20 protein-coding genes are annotated in these 20837 nt (G+C 44.9%); 19 read left to right on the top strand and 1 reads right to left on the bottom strand.

All coding sequences use genetic code 11. The annotated features are described in order from the left end of the window. Positions 1-15 precede the first annotated feature (15 nt). The 16 genes from MHH50_RS30610 to MHH50_RS30535 all read left to right on the top strand — a co-directional run bounded on the left by MHH50_RS30610 (position 16) and on the right by MHH50_RS30535 (position 18040). Positions 16-960: a D-alanyl-D-alanine carboxypeptidase family protein gene (locus tag MHH50_RS30610; RefSeq protein ID WP_036677789.1), complete on the top strand. Its 945-nt coding sequence runs from the start codon at positions 16-18 to the stop codon at positions 958-960. A 322-nt stretch (positions 961-1282) separates the two neighbouring features. Then, on the top strand, positions 1283-2308 hold the full coding sequence (locus tag MHH50_RS30605) for an LCP family protein (protein ID WP_076099795.1): 1026 nt from the start codon (positions 1283-1285) through the stop codon (positions 2306-2308). Positions 2309-2502: 194 nt separating this feature from the next. Next, positions 2503-2928 carry a CBS domain-containing protein gene (locus MHH50_RS30600; protein ID WP_036677795.1) on the top strand — a complete coding sequence of 142 codons (426 nt, stop codon included), beginning with the start codon at positions 2503-2505 and terminating at the stop codon, positions 2926-2928. 223 nt (positions 2929-3151) lie between these two features. Continuing rightward, positions 3152-3454 (top strand): MazG-like family protein, encoded by a 303-nt coding sequence (locus tag MHH50_RS30595; protein ID WP_170914153.1) that lies wholly within the window; start codon positions 3152-3154, stop codon positions 3452-3454. A gap of 6 nt (positions 3455-3460) precedes the next feature. Further along, positions 3461-4378 carry a DUF2232 domain-containing protein gene (locus MHH50_RS30590; RefSeq protein ID WP_076124314.1) on the top strand — a complete coding sequence of 306 codons (918 nt, stop codon included), beginning with the start codon at positions 3461-3463 and terminating at the stop codon, positions 4376-4378. 11 nt (positions 4379-4389) lie between these two features. Next, complete coding sequence (locus tag MHH50_RS30585; protein WP_076124313.1) at positions 4390-6396, top strand: DHH family phosphoesterase; 2007 nt, start codon at positions 4390-4392, stop codon at positions 6394-6396. Next, positions 6393-6839, top strand: a complete 447-nt coding sequence (rplI, locus tag MHH50_RS30580; RefSeq protein ID WP_036677804.1) for a 50S ribosomal protein L9 — start codon at positions 6393-6395, stop codon at positions 6837-6839. The genes MHH50_RS30585 and rplI overlap by 4 nt, the downstream gene beginning before the upstream one ends. Before the next feature lies 1 nt (position 6840). Further along, on the top strand, positions 6841-8202 hold the full coding sequence (gene dnaB / locus MHH50_RS30575) for a replicative DNA helicase (protein WP_036677807.1): 1362 nt from the start codon (positions 6841-6843) through the stop codon (positions 8200-8202). Between the two features lie 211 nt (positions 8203-8413). Further along, positions 8414-9700 (top strand): adenylosuccinate synthase, encoded by a 1287-nt coding sequence (locus MHH50_RS30570; protein WP_076105178.1) that lies wholly within the window; start codon positions 8414-8416, stop codon positions 9698-9700. 190 nt (positions 9701-9890) lie between these two features. Beyond that, positions 9891-10535, top strand: coding sequence for a hypothetical protein (locus MHH50_RS30565; protein ID WP_339189048.1), 645 nt, complete (start codon positions 9891-9893; stop codon positions 10533-10535). Positions 10536-10851: 316 nt separating this feature from the next. Further along, positions 10852-12399, top strand: a complete 1548-nt coding sequence (locus MHH50_RS30560; protein WP_248548874.1) for a M23 family metallopeptidase — start codon at positions 10852-10854, stop codon at positions 12397-12399. Positions 12400-12590: 191 nt separating this feature from the next. Beyond that, positions 12591-13322, top strand: coding sequence for a response regulator YycF (gene yycF, locus MHH50_RS30555; RefSeq protein WP_076124308.1), 732 nt, complete (start codon positions 12591-12593; stop codon positions 13320-13322). Next, positions 13322-15151, top strand: coding sequence for a cell wall metabolism sensor histidine kinase WalK (gene walK, locus MHH50_RS30550; RefSeq protein WP_036677817.1), 1830 nt, complete (start codon positions 13322-13324; stop codon positions 15149-15151). Before yycF ends, walK begins: the two co-directional genes overlap by 1 nt. Beyond that, positions 15148-16440 (top strand): two-component system activity regulator YycH, encoded by a 1293-nt coding sequence (gene yycH / locus MHH50_RS30545; protein ID WP_076124306.1) that lies wholly within the window; start codon positions 15148-15150, stop codon positions 16438-16440. The genes walK and yycH overlap by 4 nt, the downstream gene beginning before the upstream one ends. 38 nt (positions 16441-16478) lie before the next feature. After that, positions 16479-17219 (top strand): two-component system regulatory protein YycI, encoded by a 741-nt coding sequence (gene yycI, locus MHH50_RS30540; RefSeq protein ID WP_036677823.1) that lies wholly within the window; start codon positions 16479-16481, stop codon positions 17217-17219. Between the two features lie 14 nt (positions 17220-17233). Continuing rightward, complete coding sequence (locus tag MHH50_RS30535; RefSeq protein WP_036677825.1) at positions 17234-18040, top strand: MBL fold metallo-hydrolase; 807 nt, start codon at positions 17234-17236, stop codon at positions 18038-18040. Here the strand turns inward: MHH50_RS30535 and MHH50_RS30530 are convergent. Beyond that, positions 18009-18215: a hypothetical protein gene (locus tag MHH50_RS30530; RefSeq protein ID WP_036677826.1), complete on the bottom strand. Its 207-nt coding sequence runs from the start codon at positions 18213-18215 to the stop codon at positions 18009-18011. The genes MHH50_RS30535 and MHH50_RS30530 overlap by 32 nt on opposite strands. Before the next feature lie 388 nt (positions 18216-18603). Here MHH50_RS30530 and MHH50_RS30525 point away from each other — a divergent pair, with 388 nt between their 5' ends. The 3 genes from MHH50_RS30525 (at position 18604) to MHH50_RS30515 (ending at position 20791) form a co-directional block, all read left to right on the top strand. Beyond that, entirely contained in the window at positions 18604-19851 is a 1248-nt protein-coding gene (locus MHH50_RS30525; protein WP_076124305.1) for a trypsin-like peptidase domain-containing protein, read from the top strand. 419 nt (positions 19852-20270) lie between these two features. Next, positions 20271-20471 carry a cold-shock protein gene (locus tag MHH50_RS30520; RefSeq protein ID WP_019914582.1) on the top strand — a complete coding sequence of 67 codons (201 nt, stop codon included), beginning with the start codon at positions 20271-20273 and terminating at the stop codon, positions 20469-20471. A gap of 92 nt (positions 20472-20563) precedes the next feature. Continuing rightward, a complete protein-coding gene (locus tag MHH50_RS30515) occupies positions 20564-20791 on the top strand; it encodes a cold-shock protein (RefSeq protein ID WP_036677829.1) in 228 nt (75 codons plus the stop codon). Positions 20792-20837 lie beyond the last annotated feature (46 nt).

The following is a 20837-nucleotide window of genomic DNA, read 5'->3' as shown; positions in this document are numbered from 1 at the left end:
TGGAGGATGACAACGATGAAGAGACGGATATTGATATGGGCTGGTGCAGCTTTGATAGTCGTTGTCTTAATTACGGTGTGGAGGCCTATCGAGCTGGGCTTTAAACCGGATATTGACGCGGGTTCAGCAGTGCTGCTAGATATGGATAGTGGAGACATATGGGTCAATATAAACGGCGATGTGCCTATGCCACCGGCCAGTGTGTCTAAATTAATGACTGAAATGATTGTGCTGGATCACATAACCTCTGGAACCCTTAGGTGGGAGGATAGAGTCCCTATTAGTGCTTACGCCAGTCAAATGGGAGGTATGAGTCTCTCATTAAAACGAGGAGATTTCTATACAGTAAGGGAGCTATTCGAAGGCATTACCATCTATTCTGCTAATGATGCTGCAGTTGCATTGGCAGAATATATGGCAGGATCAGAGGATTCTTTTGTACTTATGATGAATGATAGAGCACGTAGTTTAGGTTTATCTCCTAATACGGTATTTACCAACGCCTCTGGATTGTCGAGCAAGGATCTTGGTATCATTCGTCAGCCTACGCATATCGGTGGCCAGACGATGATGACAGCGAGGGATACAGCCAAATTGGCAGCTGCGCTAATCCATAATCATCCTGATGTACTGAATATTTCCGGTCGTACTCAGATGCAATTAAAGGATAAAGGGTTATATGTTAGTAATAGCAACCTTATGCTTCCAGGTATGGGCGGCGCTTACGCATACGATGGGGCAGATGGGTTGAAGACTGGATATGATAGCCAGACGGGATATTGTATTGCGGGATCAGCCCAGCGAGAGGGGCACCGGCTTATTGCGGTCGTTATGGGGGCAGAGACCTATGGCAGCCGATTTGAGGGTGCTGCTAAATTGTTCGATTATGGGTTTTTCCGCGGTTTACATTATGGAGAACGGGTAAAACATATTATACATGCCCTTGGAATTCGAAGTTAAATTTGGAGCATCATACCAGTAATTATTACTTGGTATGGTGCTTTTTCCCTATTCATGTCGGTATTTGTTGTTTCTTTTTATCCATTTAGTGATTACAATAGAAATATTGTTTTATCCCATATTATTTTAGAAACGCAAAAAAACTTTTTTCTATAATTTAGAATGACCCGAATTTCCTGAAAGGGGGGACAATAAGATAATGGAATAAGGGACAGTAAATTCGCCGCCGAGAGAAATAAAACCATGACTGCCTGAGAACGATCAGGAGGCATTGTAAATATATGGTATGTGTAATTATTCTACAATAAAGAAGGAATCAAAGATGAAAAAAATAAAGAAAAGATACATTGCGCTAATTGTTCTCGTCGTTGTTATAGCGGGAGGCTTTCTCTTTCGGAATTCTTTGGCCGTATTAGCCTTTGATCTCTTTTTGTCCGATCGGGTAGAAAGCAAGCTGAAAGAAGAATCTTACCAGCCACTTAAGGATGAGAATAAGGTTAAGCCAGAGCCGGTTGTATACAAAAGCGATCCATTCTCGCTGATGCTGCTCGGGACTGATCAACGCGACAATGAAACCGCACGTTCAGACACTATGATGTATGCTGTTGTTCGCCCTGAGGATTACAAAATTCTGCTTATTTCTATTCCACGTGATACGTATACCGAGATTATTGGGCATAACGATAATAAAAAAGATAAGATTACCCATGCTTATGCTTTTGGTGGGCAGCAAATGGCTAAGGATACTCTGGAAGCACTGCTGGAGCATGATATTCAGTATTATGCCACCATTAACTTTCAAGGGCTCAAGGATGCCGTTGATGCTATTGGAGGCGTTCCGTTGCCAATCAAGAAGGACATTGTAAACAAGGGTAAGGACCATGAAAAGTTTACGATCGAGGGTGGAAAGTCGAATTATAACGGTCAAGAAGCACTCAACTATACACGCTACCGTGAAGATAGTGACTTTAACCGGACCAAACGCCAACAGGTTTTTATTGATGTCGTAGCTAATAAAATGTTATCGATCAGCCAAATCGGCAATATTCCTAAGCTGCTGGATATTATGGGCGATAATTTTAAGACCGATATTGAGCCTTCAATGATTATTAGTCTGGCCAAGAAATTTATGGGCGGCAAAGATATGGATATCTCAAGCTTTACGGTAATGGGCGAAGGAAAACGTATTGACGGACTTTATTATGATATCGTTGATGAAGAGGACTTGCGCGAAGCTAAGGCGCTGATTGATAATTGGATGAATGCAGGAACACCTGTAGATCAACTGATTGAGCCGGGAAAAGCAAGTAATGCACTCGAGCCCAAAGCAACAGCAGTTACACAGTAATTCTAATTGGAAAGCTAAACTCATATAAATAAATTGCAGCAGCCATAAACATTCTCATGGCTGCTGCTTACTGTCTTCATGTTATAATGAGTTGGAACTATTATTTAGCTGCTACGTATAATCACATTGGCATGGCAGTAAAAGGAAGTTAAAGAACCGTAATTCCTTCGGAACTCTTTGAGGAGGATCAAGAGATGAATATTGCATTTTTTTTACTTCCGAAACAGGAGGTGGCCTGCGTAACGCTCGATTCTACGCTGCGCCAAACGCTTGAGAGGATGGAGTTTCACCGCTATACAGCAGTCCCGATTCTTAACCGTAATGGAGAGTATGCCGGCACGGTAACGGAAGGTGATCTGCTCTGGTACATGAAAGAGTCGGAGGGTAAGGTTTCGTTTGAGAACGCTTCAAAATTTTTGCTGAAGGACGTTCCATTACGTATGAATAACAAGCCGGTCTCAATTGATGCGGATATGGAAGATCTAATTAATTTGGCTAAGGTGCAGAACTTTGTACCTGTGGTCGATGATATGAACCGGTTTATTGGAATTGTTCGCCGGAGTCAAGTCATAGAATATTGCGAGAAATTTGTAACAAGACAATCACAGGAATCATTATAGTCCCAGTGTATTCGCGGTTATAGAAGCTATCGGAACAAGGCCTGTATTTCCGGCGATAACGGAATGCGGGTCTTTTTTAAAGAAAGCTCCTCTCCCAAAAGAGGCATAGTCAGCATGGATTGAAGCATACTTAAGGGGCGCGGGGCGTCCAGTGTGACACCGAATTTTTTATGCTATAATGGAGAATAAAGCTTTTTGCCGGAGGTAGAGAGACGTGTCCAATGTGCCGAAGGATCTGGATGTAGCCAAGCGCGCCAAGGTAATTGAATGGCTGAAAACCGAAGTGATTGATCAAGTTTCAAGGTTATTTAAAGCGTTATGGGAAGGCAGTACTACCCGTGTCGGTGACAGTCTGGCTAGCTTGATTATGAGCTCTTATATTTTGGGCCGCAGACTAGGGATTCCTTATCGTTCTTTAGATGACTTGCTACTGGAGAAGCTTAGAAAGCACAAGCAGGAAGGGCATCAACTGGAAGATTGGTACCAAGATATATCTGCTTTAGAAGAACATATGCGTAAGAGGTGAATACTGTTGAAATTTCGCTGGTCATCTGTGGCTTGGAGCGTAGCATACTTACTTTTGCTGCTTAGTTTAACGACTCCACTCCTCATCATCACTACCCTTTTTATGATTGTTCCGGCAGTAGTGTTGTTTACTACCCTGAACACGAGACAATTTGTGCTGCATGTATTGCCGGTGTTGCTGATTGTAGGCTTGATTACACCAATTTATCTGTTGATAGCTGCGTATTTCTTAATACCGGCTCTGGTTATGGGGCGCTGGTATAAAAGACATGCCCCGGCCATGTCTACCGTGATCGCAGGTACGGTTACGATTCTTGCACAGTTCCTGCTGCTTTTGCTGCTGGGTACGGCATTATTTAATTTTGACCTGTCTACCTATGTGAACGATGTATTGCAAATGGTTAATTCACCTCTGTCTGAGCTCGGAACTACCAATCCTCTGCTCACTGATATTGGATTTTCAACTGAGGATGTAAACAAGATAAGTCATATGACGGTTCAAATGATCCCTATGACTCTAATCGTAAGCTCCTTCATGATTGCTGTGATTACGCATTCTATTGCCCGCCCGATTCTGAACAGTATGAATTATGCAGTACCTAAGATGAAGCCTGCACGTGAATGGAGACTTTCGAGATCGTTTATCTGGTACTATCTGATTGGTGTTGTTCTACAGCTCTTCTTCTCAGGGTCGGAGAACAATTTCATCCTCATGATTTCTGCCAATCTTCTGCCACTGCTGCGAATTGGCTTTATGATTCAGGCCATCGGATTTTTCTTCTTCCTGGCGCATGAACGCAAATGGAACAAGATGTCTGCCGTTTTGTTAGCGATACCGGTTATTTTACTGCCGCCGCTGCGCATTATTGGTATTATTGATCTTGCGTTCCCACTGCGGGAGTATGTGACCAAATCGAAACGATAGGGTGAGAGTTCATGCCTAAATTTCTGCAAAGACGCTGGCACGGCTATCATACCGTATGGGCGTTCATGCTGCTGTTGGTCCTTATTATAATTGTCAGTGTTTATAACTGGGCGCTTGGGGTCGCCGGCCTGTTTCTCTCAGGTACTTTATGCTTCTATATGTTGAAAGCGGAGATCTCGTTCCGCCGTAATCTGGTGGAATATATTAATGGGCTATCTTTCCGCATTAAGCGGGTAGAGGGCGAAGCAGTCAGCATGCTGCCGCTTGGAATCATTCTGTTTAGCGAGGATCGAACGGTGGAATGGAATAACCGATATGCCGGCGATATTTTCGCACGCAAGTCTTTAGTTGGGGAATCACTGCAAGAATTATTGCCTGATATGCAGTCTTTTTTCACAGGTGCTGCAGCGGGTAAGCGGGAGGTCGCCAAAGAAGGTGTGCTCCATGACACCCGTCTTGAGATCACCGTGGATGAACGATTTTATCAAGCTGTCATTATTCCGAGTGAGCGTATTCTTTACTTGTATGATATCACTGAGCTTGTGGTGTTACGTGAGCGGTATGAGGATGAGAAGCTGGCGATCGGCATAGTGATGATGGATAACCTGGATGAATCCGCTCAAGGGATGGATGATCAACAGCGAACCTCGCTGATTGCTAAGGTGACGAGTGAAATCACTGAATGGAGTAAGCAGTTTGAGGTTTATCTGCGGCGGTTGTCCTCGGAACGTTATCTAATGCTGCTTAATCACCGTAGCCTGCAAGCGTTGGAAGAGAGCCGCTTCGTGATTCTAGATGAAGTCAGAGAAATGACTGCTGATCTTAAGGTACCCATGACACTGAGTATTGGTCTGGCCTTTGGCGCAGACTCTGCAAGTGAATTAGGGGCATTGGCCCAATCCAGTCTAGACATGGCGCTTGGCCGAGGTGGTGATCAGGCGGCTGTAAAAGCAGGCCAACGGTTATCCTTCTACGGTGGCAAGAGTAATGCTGCTGAGAAGCGTACCCGAGTGCGGGCGCGGGTCATTGCGCATGCTTTGCGGGATCTGATGCAGGAGAGCGATCGTGTGCTGATCCTCGGTCATCGGACACCGGATATCGACGCTGTGGGTGCTGCAATCGGCCTGTTAAGGGCTGCGCAGATGTATAATGTAGAGGCTAGCATTGTGATGGAGACTCCTAATCCATCGATAACTAACATGATGGAGCAGATTCGTAAGGATGATGAGTTGTATAAGTCATTCATCACAACGGAGCAATCCCTACAGATCATGACAGAGCATACCCTGCTTATTGTTGTGGATACACATAAGGCGTCTATGACGATGGAGCCGCGGCTAGTGCAATATGCCAGCAGAATTGTAGTGGTGGATCATCACCGCAGAGGTGAAGAGTTCATTAACGATGCTGTATTGGTGTATTTGGAGCCTTACGCTTCATCGACTTGTGAGCTGGTGACAGAGCTGCTTCAGTATATTCATGAGAAGGTAAAGATCAGTCCGCTGGATGCTACAATGTTGTTAGCGGGGATCACGGTGGATACGAAGCATTTTGCGCTTCATACGGGGTCGCGTACCTTTGAGGCCGCAGGCTTCCTGCGCCGGAATGGTGCCGATACCGTACTTATTCAGCGCATGCTCAAGGAGGATTTACAGGAGTATATTTCCAAAGCCGAAATTATCAAACATGCGCGGATGGTGTATGACCAAATCGCGCTCGTAGTTACGGCACCAGGCATGAAAATTCCGCAGCTTCTTATTGCTCAGACTGCGGACACGCTGCTTGGGATGACCAACGTAGTCGCTTCATTCGTCATCAGCGAGCGGCCTGACGGCCTGATTGGCATTAGTGCCCGATCACTAGGACGTATGAATGTACAGGTCGTGATGGAGAAATTAGGCGGCGGAGGGCATCTGTCCAATGCCGCGGTACAGCTTGAAGGAACATGTAAAGAAGCAGAAGCCAGATTACTGCAGGTGCTGGCTGAAATCGAATCGAAAGAGGGGTTATTCGAATGAAGGTCATATTCATAAAAGATGTTAAGGGTCAAGGTAAAAAAGGTCAGGTTAAAGAGGTATCCGAAGGTTATGCTTCTAACTTCTTATTGCCACGTGGATTGGTTCGTCCGGCAACGGAAGGTAACGTGAAGACGCTGGAGAATCAAGCGGCTGCTGAACAACGCCGTAAAGATAACGAAAAAGAAGAAGCACAGCAATTGGGTAAGAAGCTTGACGAGCTAACACTGACAATGAAAGCAAAATCAGGTGAAGGCGGACGTTTATTCGGTGCTATTACAAGCAAACAGATTGCTGAGACACTGGCTTCCACCAAAGGAATTACTATTGATAAGCGCAAGATTGAATTAGGTGAGCCAATTCGCCATATAGGAGTATTTCAAGTAAGCGTAAAATTGCATACTGAAGTAAAGGCCACACTTAAGGTTGAGGTAACGGAGGAGTAACATGGGTGGAGATCTCTTTTTCGATCGGGTTCCCCCGCAGAATCTTGAAGCCGAGCAGGCGGTAATTGGTGCGGTTCTGTTGCAGGATGAAGCGCTCATTACTGCAATGGAACGGGTGAATACCGAAGACTTCTACGATAAAGCGCATCAAATGATTTTTGAGGCGATGGTGCAGCTCGGAGAAGAGAGCCAGCCGATTGATCTTGTTACACTTACGTCCAGACTGCAGGACAAAGGAGAGCTTGAAGATATTGGTGGGGTTAGCTACTTAGCTAAGCTGGCGCATGCCGTGCCTACTGCTGCTAACGTAGAATACTACGCCCAGATTATCGAAGAGAAAGCCATGCTGCGCCGTTTGATTCGCACAGCCACGCAAATTGTGAGCGAAGGTTATACTGGCGGTGAAGATGTAGCCGATATGCTGAGTGATGCAGAGCGGCGCATTCTTGAAATCTCCAACCGGCGGAGCGGCAGTGGATTTATTGCGATCCGCGATGTCTTGATGGAAGTGTTCGACAAGGTTGAGTTGCTTCATCAAAATAAGGGGGGTACCTCAGGTATCCCAACCGGATTTGTGGATTTAGATCATATGACTAACGGATTCCAACGTAACGATCTGATCATTGTTGCGGCTCGTCCATCTGTTGGTAAGACTGCATTCGCCCTGAATATTGCACAGAACGTGGCAGTACGCGCTAAAGAAACTGTTGCGATATTCAGTCTGGAAATGTCAGCGCCACAGCTGGTACAGCGGATGATTTGTGCTGAAGCCAACTTAGATGCCAATATTATGCGTACCGGTGACTTCAAGAGTGATGATGATTGGTCCAAGCTGACGATGGGTATTCAGTCTCTATCTGAAGCGGAGATTTATATCGACGATACACCAGGTATCACGGTAACCGATATTCGTGCAAAGTGCCGGAGACTGAAGAAGGAAAAAGGACTTGGCATGATCGTCATCGACTACTTGCAGCTCATTCAGGGCCGCGGTAAAGGCGGAGAGAACCGTCAGCAAGAAGTATCGGATATATCTCGTACACTGAAGCAGATTGCCCGTGAGCTAGATGTGCCGGTTATTGCCCTGTCGCAGTTAAGCCGGGGTGTAGAGCAGCGCCAGGATAAACGTCCAATGATGAGTGACTTGCGTGAATCGGGTTCTATCGAGCAGGATGCCGATATTGTTGCGTTTCTGTATCGTGATGATTATTACAATGCGGATACGGAGAAGAAGAATATTATTGAGATCATTATAGCTAAACAGCGTAATGGTCCCGTAGGCACGGTAGAACTGGTCTTTCTTAAAAATTTCAACAAGTTCGTTAACTACGAGCGAGCACATGCGGAACCATTTGCTGGTTAAACCTGACATGTATAATTCCCGAACGATTGCACATTTCTTTGTGTAATCGTTCGTTTTATTTGACTTTGAAAAAAACCGCTGTTACACTGAGAATTGTCCTTTAGCGGGTTAAATCTGCTTGGCGTCCGGAGGGCCACGTACATAAGAATGACGTATAGGGTCCATATTATGAAAAATAATGGTGCTAAGTAGCACCTACGGAGGAATGAACATGTCAACGGTAGTCGTCGTGGGAACACAATGGGGAGACGAAGGTAAAGGGAAAATCACTGACTTTCTAGCGGAAAGTGCAGATGTGGTCGCCCGTTATCAAGGGGGCAATAATGCCGGTCACACGATTCTGATTGACGGTGAGAAGTTTAAGCTCAGCTTGATCCCTTCGGGTGTATTTTATAAAGAGAAAACTTGTGTAATTGGTAACGGAATGGTTATTAATCCGGCTGCCTTGATCCAAGAAATTAATTATATTCATGAGAACGGTTTTGATACTAAGAACTTAGTGATCAGTGATCGTGCTCATGTCATTATGCCATACCATATGGTGCTGGATGCTCTCGAAGAAGACCGTAAGGGTCCGAACAAGATTGGTACTACACGTAAAGGTATCGGTCCTTGTTATATGGATAAGGCAGCACGCAACGGTATCCGTATTGCTGACTTGATGGACGCTGAGGAATTCGAACTGAGACTCCGCCCCTTGATGCAAGAGAAGAACCAAGTGATTACGCAGGTCTATGGTGCCGAAGCTCTTAACGTAGAAGAGATTCTGACTCAATACCTGGAATATGCAGAAGTGCTGCGTAATTATGTAACAGACACCTCTGTTATTCTTAATGATGCCATTGATGCGGATCGCAAAGTGTTGTTTGAAGGTGCGCAAGGAGTAATGCTTGATATCGATCAAGGCACGTATCCGTTTGTTACTTCATCCAACCCATCTGCCGGTGGGGTGTGCATAGGTTCTGGTGTGGGACCGTCCAAAATCAAACAGGTTATTGGGGTTGCAAAAGCCTATACCACTCGTGTTGGAGATGGCCCGTTCCCTACAGAGCTGAATGATGCAACAGGTGATTATATCCGTGAAACAGGTCATGAATATGGCACAGTTACCGGACGTGCACGCCGTGTAGGCTGGTTCGACAGTGTAGTTGTGAGTCACGCTCGTCGTGTAAGTGGAATCACAGGGCTATCTCTTAACTCGCTGGATGTACTTAGCGGACTTGAGACTGTGAAGATCTGCACAGGCTACAAATACCGTGGTGAGGTAATTACTCATTACCCTGCTAGCCTCAAAATGCTGGCAGAATGTGAAGCGGTATATGAGGAGCTTCCAGGCTGGAGCGAAGATATTACTTCTGCAAAAACGTTGGATGATCTTCCAGCAAATACACGCAGATATGTTGAACGTGTATCTGAGCTTACAGGTATTCCGATTGCTATCTTCTCAGTGGGTCGTAACCGTGAGCAGACGAATCAAGTATTGCCAATTTATATCTAAAACCTAGTTATACTAAGGAGCCTCGTTAGAGGCTCTTTTTTTTGTTCTGAGGACTATCTCTCTCTCTTTTGGGGCCTAGATTTATACCTAGACGTTTCCCAAGGCCGGTTCTAGTCAATACTGGATGTATAGAAGAACATGTACATGATCTACCAGATAGACTTGAACACAGGTGAGAGGAGAAATGAAGATGAAGATCGTGAAGCGAGCACTTAGCGTATGTCTGATTGTGGTACTTGCCAGCACTCTTTCAATTCTAACAACGGGCGTGGTTGTAAATGCTTATATTCAGTCGGTACTGGCTAGCTTCGATATTAAAGTGAATACTCCCGGTCCGGGATTTGGAGGAATGATTCGGAGCATCATTGGCATGGATAACAAATCTGACTCGGATACAGCCAATAAAGAAGTAACCACAGGGAGTACAGTTAGCAAGGAGACCGACAAAAGCACGGATTCGCCAGCTAAAGGCAAGGGCGAGCCCGTAGATGATAATACTCCGACTGATGCCTTACCAGTTATGGGGCAAGTTACAACCGAAAGTTCAACTGATAACGGAAGTGGAAGTGTTGGTGACCAACAATTAGTAATGACACCTGAGGCACTCAGTGACTTCAAAGATAATCTTCCATCGGAAGAGAAGGTAAATATATTCAATATTTTGATGTCCAAACTACCCCAGGATGAGATGGCAAAAATTTCAACAGCGATGGAGGATGGATTAACAGAAGATGAGGTTAAAGAGCTGCAACAGGTAATTGCAAAATATGTTGATGCAGACGAATATGAGAGCATAATGAAAATGCTTACACCAACTACAGAATCTACGCAATAGCTTTTATAATTGTCACTTTATAGACACAAGAAAAAGGTTAAAATTTCATATTTGCGCAAAAAACCCGCGTATTTGGCGGGTTTTTTGTCATGTCTAAAGTTGAAATTTTTCTCTAAGCTATGGTACAGTAAACAAGGACCTCAAGAGGTTAAATTTTTGTAACCTCCTTAACAACCTTTTTATAGGTTCATTAGAAGCAGGAATTAAGCACTAGTATACGCAGAAATTTACATGGACGTAATCTATATAATCGAGGTCGTACAATTAGCTTGGCCGCTTTTGTCGGAAGTAAAAGCGGACTGAAAGGGAGAGTTTCATGAAGGGATTTAAGTTCATGCGTCGGATGAGCAAGCTGCAGGATGGACATCCAGCAGAATCCGAGGCGAATGTTCAACAGAGCCACAATTTCGATCACGACTCCAAACACTTTCAACAAGAGAAAGGTACTCGCAGATTTCGGCGTGCTTGGATTTTGGGATCTGTCGGCCTTGTGCTTCTAGCTACGGTTTTGGTTGGAGCAGAGAAAAAGTATGTAGCCGCTAACACGGTTACCTATTATCAAGTGTTGGTGAAGGGCGAAGAAGTCGGAAGACTTACCGATCAGACGCAGCTTAACCAGCTATACGAGAAGAAACAACGAGAATATCAGGAGAAATATCCGAATTCAACCATGGTGCTGCAAACAGAGGGCATAACAATAGAAGAGCAGAAGGCATACAAGCCAGAAGTTGATAGTGAGGCGACACTTACTAAACTAGATGGAATGCTGAAAGCTTATGCGGTAGGCGTGCAATTGATGGTAGATGGCAAGGCCGTTGGCATAGTTAAGGATCAGGAAACTGCTAATGCTGTGCTCGAAGGGGTAAAAAATCATTATGTCCCACAAGCAGAAGTAGCAACGACGGCTAGTAAGCTAACGAGAACAGCTGCTTCCAGCTCATCTGCTGCAAAATCGAAGGCTCCAGAGCAAGTAGAGTCGGTAGAGATTAGTGAAGATATTTCTATCGTTCCTATCAAAGCAGATCCTAATAAAGTGTTGGATGTGGAGGCAGCGGTCCAGACACTTACTGAAGGTAAAGAGGCGCCTCTTCTTTATACCGTTCAAGAGGGTGATACGATTTCGGGGATTGCCAAACGGTTTGAAATCACCCAAAAAGAGATTTATAGTAACAACCCTAACGTGAAAGAGCTGACGTTGAAGATTGGAGATACACTAAAGCTGAAGGTACCCCAACCAGATGTTACAGTAGTAACTGTGGAAAAAGTGACTGAGCAGATAGTGACTGAGCCGGAAGTGGTTGTGCGTTCGAGCGATCAGCTAGCGGCAGGCAAAAGCAAAGTGGTTCGTCCAGGACAAACTGGACTTAAAGAAATGGAGTATCGGGTAACAAAGGAAAATGGCACGGTTGTTCAAGAAGAATGGTTAGGCCAGACCGTTATAAAAGCCTCGCTGCCAGAAGTTGTTTATCGGGGAACGAAGGTTGTTGGTGAAGGAACAGGCATGTTCAGTTGGCCGGTAAGCGGGGCAACCCTGACAAGTAGCTTCGGTGAGCGTTGGAGCCGTGCCCATAAGGGTATTGATATGGTATCTAGCAATCGGAATATAAAAGCTTCTGATGCCGGGACCGTAATCTTTGCAGGGGTGCAGAATGGATACGGGAATGTAGTTATTGTGGATCATCGCAACGGATACCAGACCTATTATGGTCATTTAAAAAGCATCTCGGTTTCTACAGGCCAACGCTTGGAGCAGGGTGGCAAGATTGGCGTAATGGGCAGCACCGGACGTTCGACGGGTACACATCTGCATTTTGAGATTCGGAAGAATGGCACTGCTGTAAATCCAATGAAGTATTTGCAATAATTCATACTTAATCCTTTAACTGCTCGATTTTAATCGGGCGGTTTTTATTTTTTTTAATCTACGAGTGACGGCAAAGCCGTTTCTTTTTGCTGGGCAGGGGGATTGCTTATTTCGTAGGATGTGACGGTTAGACAGGTATGTTAAAATAAAGGAATGATCATTAAGTAAGGATAGGAAGGTGAAGCTGGGACATGCAGATGGGAACGATTCTGGTAGTAGATGATGAACAGCCTATTGCTGATATATTGAAATTTAATTTAGAAAAAGAAGGCTACGAGGTTATTTGTGCTTTTGATGGTAACAGCGCAGTGGAGCTGGCATTGTCCAAAAGGCCCGATCTTATGCTGCTTGATCTTATGCTGCCCGGCAAAGATGGCATGGACGTCTGCCGCGAGGTGCGTTCTGCGCACTTGGACATTCCTATCATTATGCTTACAGCCAAGGACGGAGAGATTGATAAGGTACTTGGCCTGGAGCTTGGTGCTGATGACTATGTGACCAAACCTTTTAGTACACGTGAATTGCTGGCCCGAGTTAAAGCCCAGATGCGGAGACAGCATAAACCGTCACCACAGGGGATGGCGAGTGAACCAGCAGAGAATAAGCAGGGCATTTATCATTTTGATCTGTTTATAGATACAGATATGTATATGGTCTATAAGGGCGGGGAGCCGCTTGACTTGACCCATCGTGAATATGAGCTGCTCTACTATATGATCAAACATGCCGGTAAGGTGATGACTCGGGAGCATTTGCTGCAGGCAGTGTGGGGATTTGAGTATTTCGGTGATGTGCGGACCGTTGATGTGACGATCCGTCGTCTAAGAGAGAAAATTGAGGAGAACCCCAGCAAGCCCGAATATATTTATACTCGGCGTGGACTTGGCTATTTGATGCATAGCCCTAAAAATGGAGGACTGTGATGAAGTGGCGGTCCTTTATCCGGACAATTCAGGCAAAACTTATTATTATTTACGTGTTGCTGATTCTGATAGCTATGCAGTTGATCGGGGTTTATTTTGTCAGCTCGATGAAGAACTCGTTAACAGATAATTTCACCAAGGACCTTAAAGCACGTGCTGAGATGTTGTCCATCCTGACTGCTGATAAATTTGGTAGTGAGGCTGGAACGGCTGATGAGGAAACGGCTGTGGAAAGTCTGCGCGGGATGGTCAATAATCTGTACATTAACGGGGCTGAAATTCAGGTACTGGATGCCAGCGGCAAAATCATCACCACTTCTGTTCCCTCGCAGAATGATTATGTCGGGCAGCGTAACACCCAGACAGTTGTGAATCGGGCCTTGCAGGGCATCAGTGATAACGAGGAATATATTATTGCGGATGATAATGTGCGGAAAAAGGTTGTGGCTAAGCCTGTGCTCTCGGGGGACAAGGTAGTGGGCGCAATCTATATTGCTGCTGACATGAAGGATCTATACGCCACGATGGGCCGGATCAATAGTGTATTTATCTCAGGTTTGCTGTTAGCTCTAGCGTTAACGGTTGTTTTATGCGTCATTCTGGCGCACACTATCACGCAGCCTATTAAGGAAATGACGAGGCATGCTACGGCGGTCGCTGAAGGCCGATTCAATCGTAAAATGCCCGTATTGGGCAATGATGAAATTGGACAACTCAGTCAGGCGTTCAATTATATGACCGGTAGATTGCGGGAAGCACTCTCGCAGAATGAAGAGGAGAAGGAGAAGCTTACCTCTATTCTGACGAACATGAGTGATGGTGTTGTGGCTACAGATGAGAACGGAGTAGTGATTCTGATGAATCGGCGGGCAGCGTTGATGCTCGGAAATGAAGGTCCGTTGCCGGAAGGCGCTCCTCTAGATAAACTGTTGGGCTTAGATTACGAACAAAGCGGATCTCTGGCTAAAGGCAATGCCCAATCTGCAATGCTTCATCTGACCCATATGGGTGGAGAAGATTCTAATATCGTAAGAGTGACGTTTACTCCCATTCATCGTCGTGAGGGGGGCATTGCCGGCACAATTGCTGTGTTGCAGGATGTCACCGAACAGGAGAATCTGGAGGAATCACGCCGGGAGTTCGTGGCGAACGTTTCGCATGAGCTAAGAACACCACTTACCACTATTAAAAGCTATGTTGAAGCACTGGATGATGGAGCACTTGAAGATCCGCAGCTGGCGGTTCGGTTTGTTGGGGTGATTCGCAACGAAACGGAACGGATGATTCGTCTGGTTACGGATTTGCTGCATCTTTCCCGTCTGGATTCCAAGGAAGCTCTTCTTCGAATTCAGCAGACGGATATTACCGAGATGCTGGAGGATGTGGCGGATCGTTTTTCTTTTCAAATTCGGCAAAAGCGTATCGATATCAGTACAAGGGTCCGCAAAGATGTTACTACGGCGTGGCTTGATCGTGATCAAATTGACCAGGTCTTGGGGAATTTGGTCTCCAATGCGCTGAAATATACGCCAGAAGGCGGTACAATTGAATTGGAAGCGTTGAAGAATGAGGATGGAATGCTCTCCATTTCTGTACGTGATTCGGGGATAGGGATTCCGAAAAAAGATATCGAGCGGATCTTCGAACGATTTTATCGCGTGGATAAGGCACGTTCGCGGAACATGGGAGGCACCGGACTTGGCCTTTCCATTGCCCGGGAAATTGTGAAGGCACATGGGGGCTCCATTTCCCTGCAATCTGAGCTAAATGAAGGTTCAAAGGTAACCTTTACCCTGCCTTTGAACGAGCAAAGGGGGAGTGAGGCGTGAAGGAACGAATCAAATCATGCATTCTAGCTTTGCTCGTGCTCGGAAGCCTGGTTGAAAGCTATTATTTGATCTACCGCTTGCCTGGTGCTGATTCTGCGGTGCTTTCTGAGAACCTGTATGTGAAGACAGATAATATGGGTCCGGAAGAGAAGGTAGAGAACCTGTTATACCCTGACAAAATGATCATCCATATGGGGGAAGGCAAGCATACGCTTTTTTATCCGGACTCTACGTTCTATAGCTTGATCATGAATCGCTTAAAAGGTCGTGGCTTCGAAAGCTTTCAGCGGCACTCGGTACAGGATTATGATTGGGATAAGATCCGCAATGAGAATCCTGGGATTGAGCTTTCGTTCGGAGCGGGCATTCCGGTAACGTTATTGCAGCGGGTGATGCAGTTATCGCCAGATTCCCTTTTTGAAGGAGAAAGCATCGATCGCATTTGGATCTATAACATTAAGAACGATTCCAAGGCCCATGCTATTTTCTTCAGTACGAGAGGCGACATCATATACGAAGCGGCAAAAGCGGATTTAACGGTTCAGGATGTGCAACAGCATGTTGATTTCGGTAAGAATTGGACGCCTTACAAGACCGTAAGCGGGGATTATTATGTGCCGGACAGTAAGATTTCTCTGGTTCAGGTAGACATGCCTTCCGGGATGTACACCATAGAGCAAATGCAGAGTAATCTTTTCTTCGATGTTGGAAGCACTAGATATATCCGGGAGAAAAACGGCTCGGAGATTTATACGGATAGCAAACGAAGCCTTCAGGTGGACCAGGGTAAGAACTGGATGAGCTATAGCGACCCTGCGGCTCTTCCAGCTGGAGAAAGTACCCCTGCCAAGGATGCTTTGGAAGCTGTAGAATTTGTGAACCAGCATGGCGGATGGAATGGGACTTACCGTTTGGAGGCTACAGAGGAAGGGAGACAGGAGAGAAAGGTCTCTTTTCAACAATATTATGGCTCCTATCCGTACGGCTCCTATCCGATAATGAGCCATTCATCATTACAGTATGGTGTAATAAATCTGGAACTGCAGCAGGGAACAGTATCCTCTTATGAACGTTCTCTAATCTATATAGATGAAAGTAAGGCCGTAAAAAAGGTAGTGGAGCTATCTGGAGGTGCGGATCTGGAGTATAGGTTGTCTCTGGTCAGTAAAACTTCGGCAGTGAAGGATTTAACGCCTGCTTATGTGCCTGAGGTGAAGGAAGATCATCTGGAGCTGATACCTGTCTGGAAAGTTACACTTAGTGATGGCAGCGTGCTTACTTTGAATTAATGGGCAAGTGGTTCATATAACATTTAGGAGGTTCGGGTATGGATTGGGGAAGAGCTAAAAATGTACTGATTTGCGCCTTTTTAGGTCTGAATCTGCTGCTATGTTACCAGCTGTGGGTCGATTTACGCGATCAGGTTAGTGCTAATCTTGATTTTACTTCCCTGTCTGCTGAGACCCAAGCCGTAATGGAGCAGAAAGGGATTCGTGTATTGTGTCCCATTCCGGCTTCTACCCCGCAGCTTCCTAACATTACTTATCGTTATTCTGCTGAAGAACAGACTGAACCACCAATTAAATTAGATGTACCTATAGACAGCAAGCTGATCTATTCTTCCTTCTCAGAGCTTAGCAAGGCGCTTGAGGATAAGATTCCTGACATTTCCAATTATCGCTTTGATTCACAGGAAAGTGAGGTTGGGAAGTTCGTTCTTCATCCGCTGGTTCAAAATCAGTGGTCGTTGTTCCGTGTTAGGCTAGAGTTGATTAACAGTGATCAAAAAATCGTAGCTTACCGCTGGCCGAAGATTGAAATAGGGACAAGCAGCAGCGATAAAGAACAGAAGGTGCTTCCAGCATCGCAAGCACTTAGTAGTTTGATAGAGAAGTATTTCCCGGCAGATTCCGTAGTGAAGGAGATTGAGCTGGGATATTACGGTGAGCTGTTCAACTCGGAAAGTCAGGTAGCTTCGCCGATGTGGCGGTTTATGCTGGAGAACGGCAATGCCTATTATGTGGATGCTATTAGTGCGGACATCATCAGTCCTAAGACAACAGAGTAGAAGGAGTAAGGAAAATGGGGATTTCATTTACAGTACTGTCCAGTGGTTCTACCGGCAATGTAACGGTGGTACGAAACGGGGAGACAACACTTATGATTGACGCAGGTTTTAGTGCCAAGCGGATCGATGAGCTGTTGGCCATGCGTGAACTAACGGGTAATGATATAGACGGGATTCTAGTTACACACGAACATTCCGATCATATCAAGGGACTCGGGGCCATGGCCCGTAAATACGATCTTCCGATTTATGCGAACACCAATACCTGGGGAGCTATCGAGAAGGGAATTGGTAAAATACCGGAGTATAACCGTATGATCATGGAGTCTGGCCAGCACAAGGATTTCGGCAGTATGCGAGTAGAATCCTTTGCGATTTCTCATGATGCAGCGGAGCCAGTGGGTTACAATTTTTATGATGGAAAAGAGAAGTTATGTGTAGCTACAGACCTGGGCTATGTTAGTGATAAGGTAAGAGATGCAATTTCAGATGCAGATGTATTGGTGCTGGAGGCGAATCATGATATCGAATTGCTGAGAATGGGACGTTATCCGTGGAATACGAAACGGCGCATCCTAGGCGACATGGGTCACCTTTCCAATGAGGCAGCTGGAGCTGCGCTTAGCGAAATTCTTACAGGGCGGACCAAACGGACCTATCTGGCGCATTTAAGCCGGGATCACAATATGATGGATTTGGCAAAAATGTCGGTACGCGGCGCAATGGAGGATCGGGGCTGTTTTTTCAAAGATAGTGAGTTCAGACTGTGTGATACGTATTATGATCAACCTACGCCATGGGATAAGCTGAGCCAGTCATAAGCTGATCAAGTTCAGCGGTCTTGCGATCTAATTCTTGACGGGAGATTAGGCCTTTTTCAATCATCAATTCGATCATTGCGCTAAAGGCAAGGGTCATGTGGTAGTGTTCATCCTTTAAGTCACCTAGCTTACCGATAAACTCGACTAAATCCATACTTGTTGAAAAAGAACTCATAATTAATCCTCCTTTAATAGTGTGAATATATAGTGTAATTAGAACTGAAAACTGTAAAAAATTCGCAGGTGTTTTAGCTGAGGAAAATCCCGAATTGCAGGTTGCCTGTGATACAATTAAAAGCGTGATGAGCAATGCTAAAATTTTAGGGACACTTCTATTTTATTGTAGTCTTTTAAGTTGCAAAATATTCCTAATAGAGAAGATATATTAAAAGATTATCATAATCTAACGATTGATCGAAACTCTTGTGGGGTTAATGGATAAAGTGAAACTTTTTAGTGATATTTGGAGTCTAATGGTTACAGAGGTTTGGTTCGGACGTGGTTGCTATAGGTTCAGGTCTTACCAACAGTGAACGCTTGGCAATAGAAGGGGGAGATTTTCGGTGGGATTGTTTGATGATGATTTCTATTCAACTAAAGTTTCGCGGTCCAGAGGGGATGAAGCATCAAAGGGATCGTTTGCTAATCGTAGACATTCTGTACGCAGATCGCGTAAGGGTTTATCTACTTGGCAAATATCCGCCGTTTGCTCCTTAGTCAGCGCTGTGGTGGCAGTTTTGTTATTCAGTATGTTTACAGGCCAGATGAGTCATGAGACTGCTCAGAAGCCGGTTGTAGCAACTGGAAATGTTGCCCCAAGCAGCAGTGATCCATTTGACCGGATTATTCAAGCTGCTGCCACGGTTCGCCCTGCAGTAGTAAGTATTATCAATCATAAAGAAGATAATGAAGAATTAAACATTCTGGATGAGTCTGCACTAGGCTCAGGAGTGATCTATAAAAAGACAGGGAATAAAGCATTTATCATTACCAATAATCATGTCATCGAAGACTCCGGTAATCTCGAAGTAGTTACAGTGAACGGAGAGACTCGTAAGGCAACACTCGTTGGAACGGATAAAGTAAGCGACATTGCGGTACTCTCTATTGATGCCAAAGGAATCGATACCATCGCGCAGCTCGGTGATTCCTCTAAGCTTCGTCTAGGTGAAACGGTCATTGCTATCGGTAATCCGCTAGGACTTGGTGATACATTGACCTCGGGGATTGTTAGCTATACTGAACGGATGGTTCCCGTATCCCTTAATCAGGATGGAGTATATGACTGGGAACAAGAAGTGATACAGACCGATGCGGCGATTAATGAAGGAAACAGTGGCGGCGCATTAGTGGATCTGGATGGCAAGGTCATTGGAATTAACACAATGAAGATTTCAGATACGGGTGTAGAGGGTCTGGGTTTTGCAATTCCTGCGAATCATGTGATAGATATCGCTAATGAGCTGGCTGAAAAAGGACATATTGCCCGTTCGTACTTGGGTGTATATTCAGTTGATTTGAACAATCCGTACGTTCCACTAGCAGAAGATCAACGCAATGAATTGAACCTGCCGAACAGTGTTAAGGATGGAGTAGTTGTTCTAGAAGCCGTTGGCCCTGCGAAGGAAGCTGGACTGCAATTCAATGATGTCATTACCAAATTTAATGATCAATCAATCATATCTACCCTTTCTCTTCGCAAGTACTTATATAATCATACGAAGATCGGTGATGATCTGAAAATTACTTATTATCGAAACGGCGAGGCCAAACAGGCAACAGTTAAACTTCTTGAAAAACCACAGGAATAATATGCTGGAAGTCGGTATATAATGATATAGCAGTTACGACAAGTAGAGCGGACTACCCCTTCGATTCCGAGGGGGTACCTTCTTGAAAAAGCGGATAAAAGTAACGTTTTTGGAAAAGCTATTTTTCTAAAACCATGATAATTATGCCAGAAAAAGGATCTATTTAGGGAATAAACACTAAGTGGCAGCCCTTACATTGGAAGGTAATACTTATTAGGGCAAAAACGGATATATTCGGATGCTTGCTTGCCTTTGCTAATCAGGTGTGGTAATATGATATCAATCATACATTTAGTCCCTAATTCTCGCATTGAAAAGGGCTGTCATATTTGGTAATACAACCTTTTTCAATGTGTGAATTTTTTCTTTGTTTGAAGATAAAAAGAACATATTAATTTAAATTTGTGGAGGTAACACACATGCAAACAGGTACAGTTAAATGGTTCAACGCAGAAAAAGGATTCGGATTTATCGAAGTTGAAGGCGGAAGCGACGTATTCGTTCACTTCAGCGCAATCACTGGCGACGGCTTCAAAACTTTGGACGAAGGCCAACGCGTTGAATTCAACGTTGTTCAAGGCAACCGTGGACCACAAGCCGAAAACGTTGTAAAACTGTAATAATAGAAGAAACCGTCCCAGCTTGTGAAAGTTGGGACGGTCTTTTTATATCTAGTTACTCACTATTGACTTACAGGATGGGAGGAACGGCAATGAACTACCGGAAGAAACCTTTGGAAGAAATACCGGAAGAAAATACCGCAATTTGGGCATGTACCAATGAGGGATGCAACGGATGGATGAGGGATAATTTCGCATTTGAACATGCGCCTTCTTGCCGTCTATGTGACTCTCCAATGGTTCGCAGCACGAAGATGCTACCCCAATTGCTTAATTCGAATGGCGATCTCAAATCGCTGAAGAAGGGTATTTCCATCTAACCAATACCTAAATGAGTCAAGCATTTAATAGAACGACGAACCACTC

Source organism: Paenibacillus sp. FSL H3-0302, assembly GCF_037982245.1.
Classification (GTDB): Bacteria; Bacillota; Bacilli; order Paenibacillales; family Paenibacillaceae; genus Paenibacillus_AQ; species Paenibacillus_AQ odorifer.
The sequence above is the reverse complement of the archived record's forward strand: the minus strand, read 5'-3'. Positions and strand labels throughout refer to the sequence as shown.

What these genes read in the sequence shown, in the direction of transcription:
- MHH50_RS30610 (WP_036677789.1), top strand. Translation starts at nt 16, where the DNA reads ATGAAGAGACGGATATTGATATGGGCTGGTGCAGCTTTGATAGTCGTT.
- MHH50_RS30605 (WP_076099795.1), top strand. Translation starts at nt 1,283, where the DNA reads ATGAAAAAAATAAAGAAAAGATACATTGCGCTAATTGTTCTCGTCGTT.
- MHH50_RS30600 (WP_036677795.1), top strand. Translation starts at nt 2,503, where the DNA reads ATGAATATTGCATTTTTTTTACTTCCGAAACAGGAGGTGGCCTGCGTA.
- MHH50_RS30585 (WP_076124313.1), top strand. Translation starts at nt 4,390, where the DNA reads ATGCCTAAATTTCTGCAAAGACGCTGGCACGGCTATCATACCGTATGG.
- rplI (WP_036677804.1), top strand. Translation starts at nt 6,393, where the DNA reads ATGAAGGTCATATTCATAAAAGATGTTAAGGGTCAAGGTAAAAAAGGT.
- dnaB (WP_036677807.1), top strand. Translation starts at nt 6,841, where the DNA reads ATGGGTGGAGATCTCTTTTTCGATCGGGTTCCCCCGCAGAATCTTGAA.
- MHH50_RS30570 (WP_076105178.1), top strand. Translation starts at nt 8,414, where the DNA reads ATGTCAACGGTAGTCGTCGTGGGAACACAATGGGGAGACGAAGGTAAA.
- MHH50_RS30565 (WP_339189048.1), top strand. Translation starts at nt 9,891, where the DNA reads ATGAAGATCGTGAAGCGAGCACTTAGCGTATGTCTGATTGTGGTACTT.
- MHH50_RS30560 (WP_248548874.1), top strand. Translation starts at nt 10,852, where the DNA reads ATGAAGGGATTTAAGTTCATGCGTCGGATGAGCAAGCTGCAGGATGGA.
- yycF (WP_076124308.1), top strand. Translation starts at nt 12,591, where the DNA reads ATGCAGATGGGAACGATTCTGGTAGTAGATGATGAACAGCCTATTGCT.
- walK (WP_036677817.1), top strand. Translation starts at nt 13,322, where the DNA reads ATGAAGTGGCGGTCCTTTATCCGGACAATTCAGGCAAAACTTATTATT.
- yycI (WP_036677823.1), top strand. Translation starts at nt 16,479, where the DNA reads ATGGATTGGGGAAGAGCTAAAAATGTACTGATTTGCGCCTTTTTAGGT.
- MHH50_RS30535 (WP_036677825.1), top strand. Translation starts at nt 17,234, where the DNA reads ATGGGGATTTCATTTACAGTACTGTCCAGTGGTTCTACCGGCAATGTA.
- MHH50_RS30530 (WP_036677826.1), bottom strand. Translation starts at nt 18,215, where the DNA reads ATGAGTTCTTTTTCAACAAGTATGGATTTAGTCGAGTTTATCGGTAAG.
- MHH50_RS30520 (WP_019914582.1), top strand. Translation starts at nt 20,271, where the DNA reads ATGCAAACAGGTACAGTTAAATGGTTCAACGCAGAAAAAGGATTCGGA.
- MHH50_RS30515 (WP_036677829.1), top strand. Translation starts at nt 20,564, where the DNA reads ATGAACTACCGGAAGAAACCTTTGGAAGAAATACCGGAAGAAAATACC.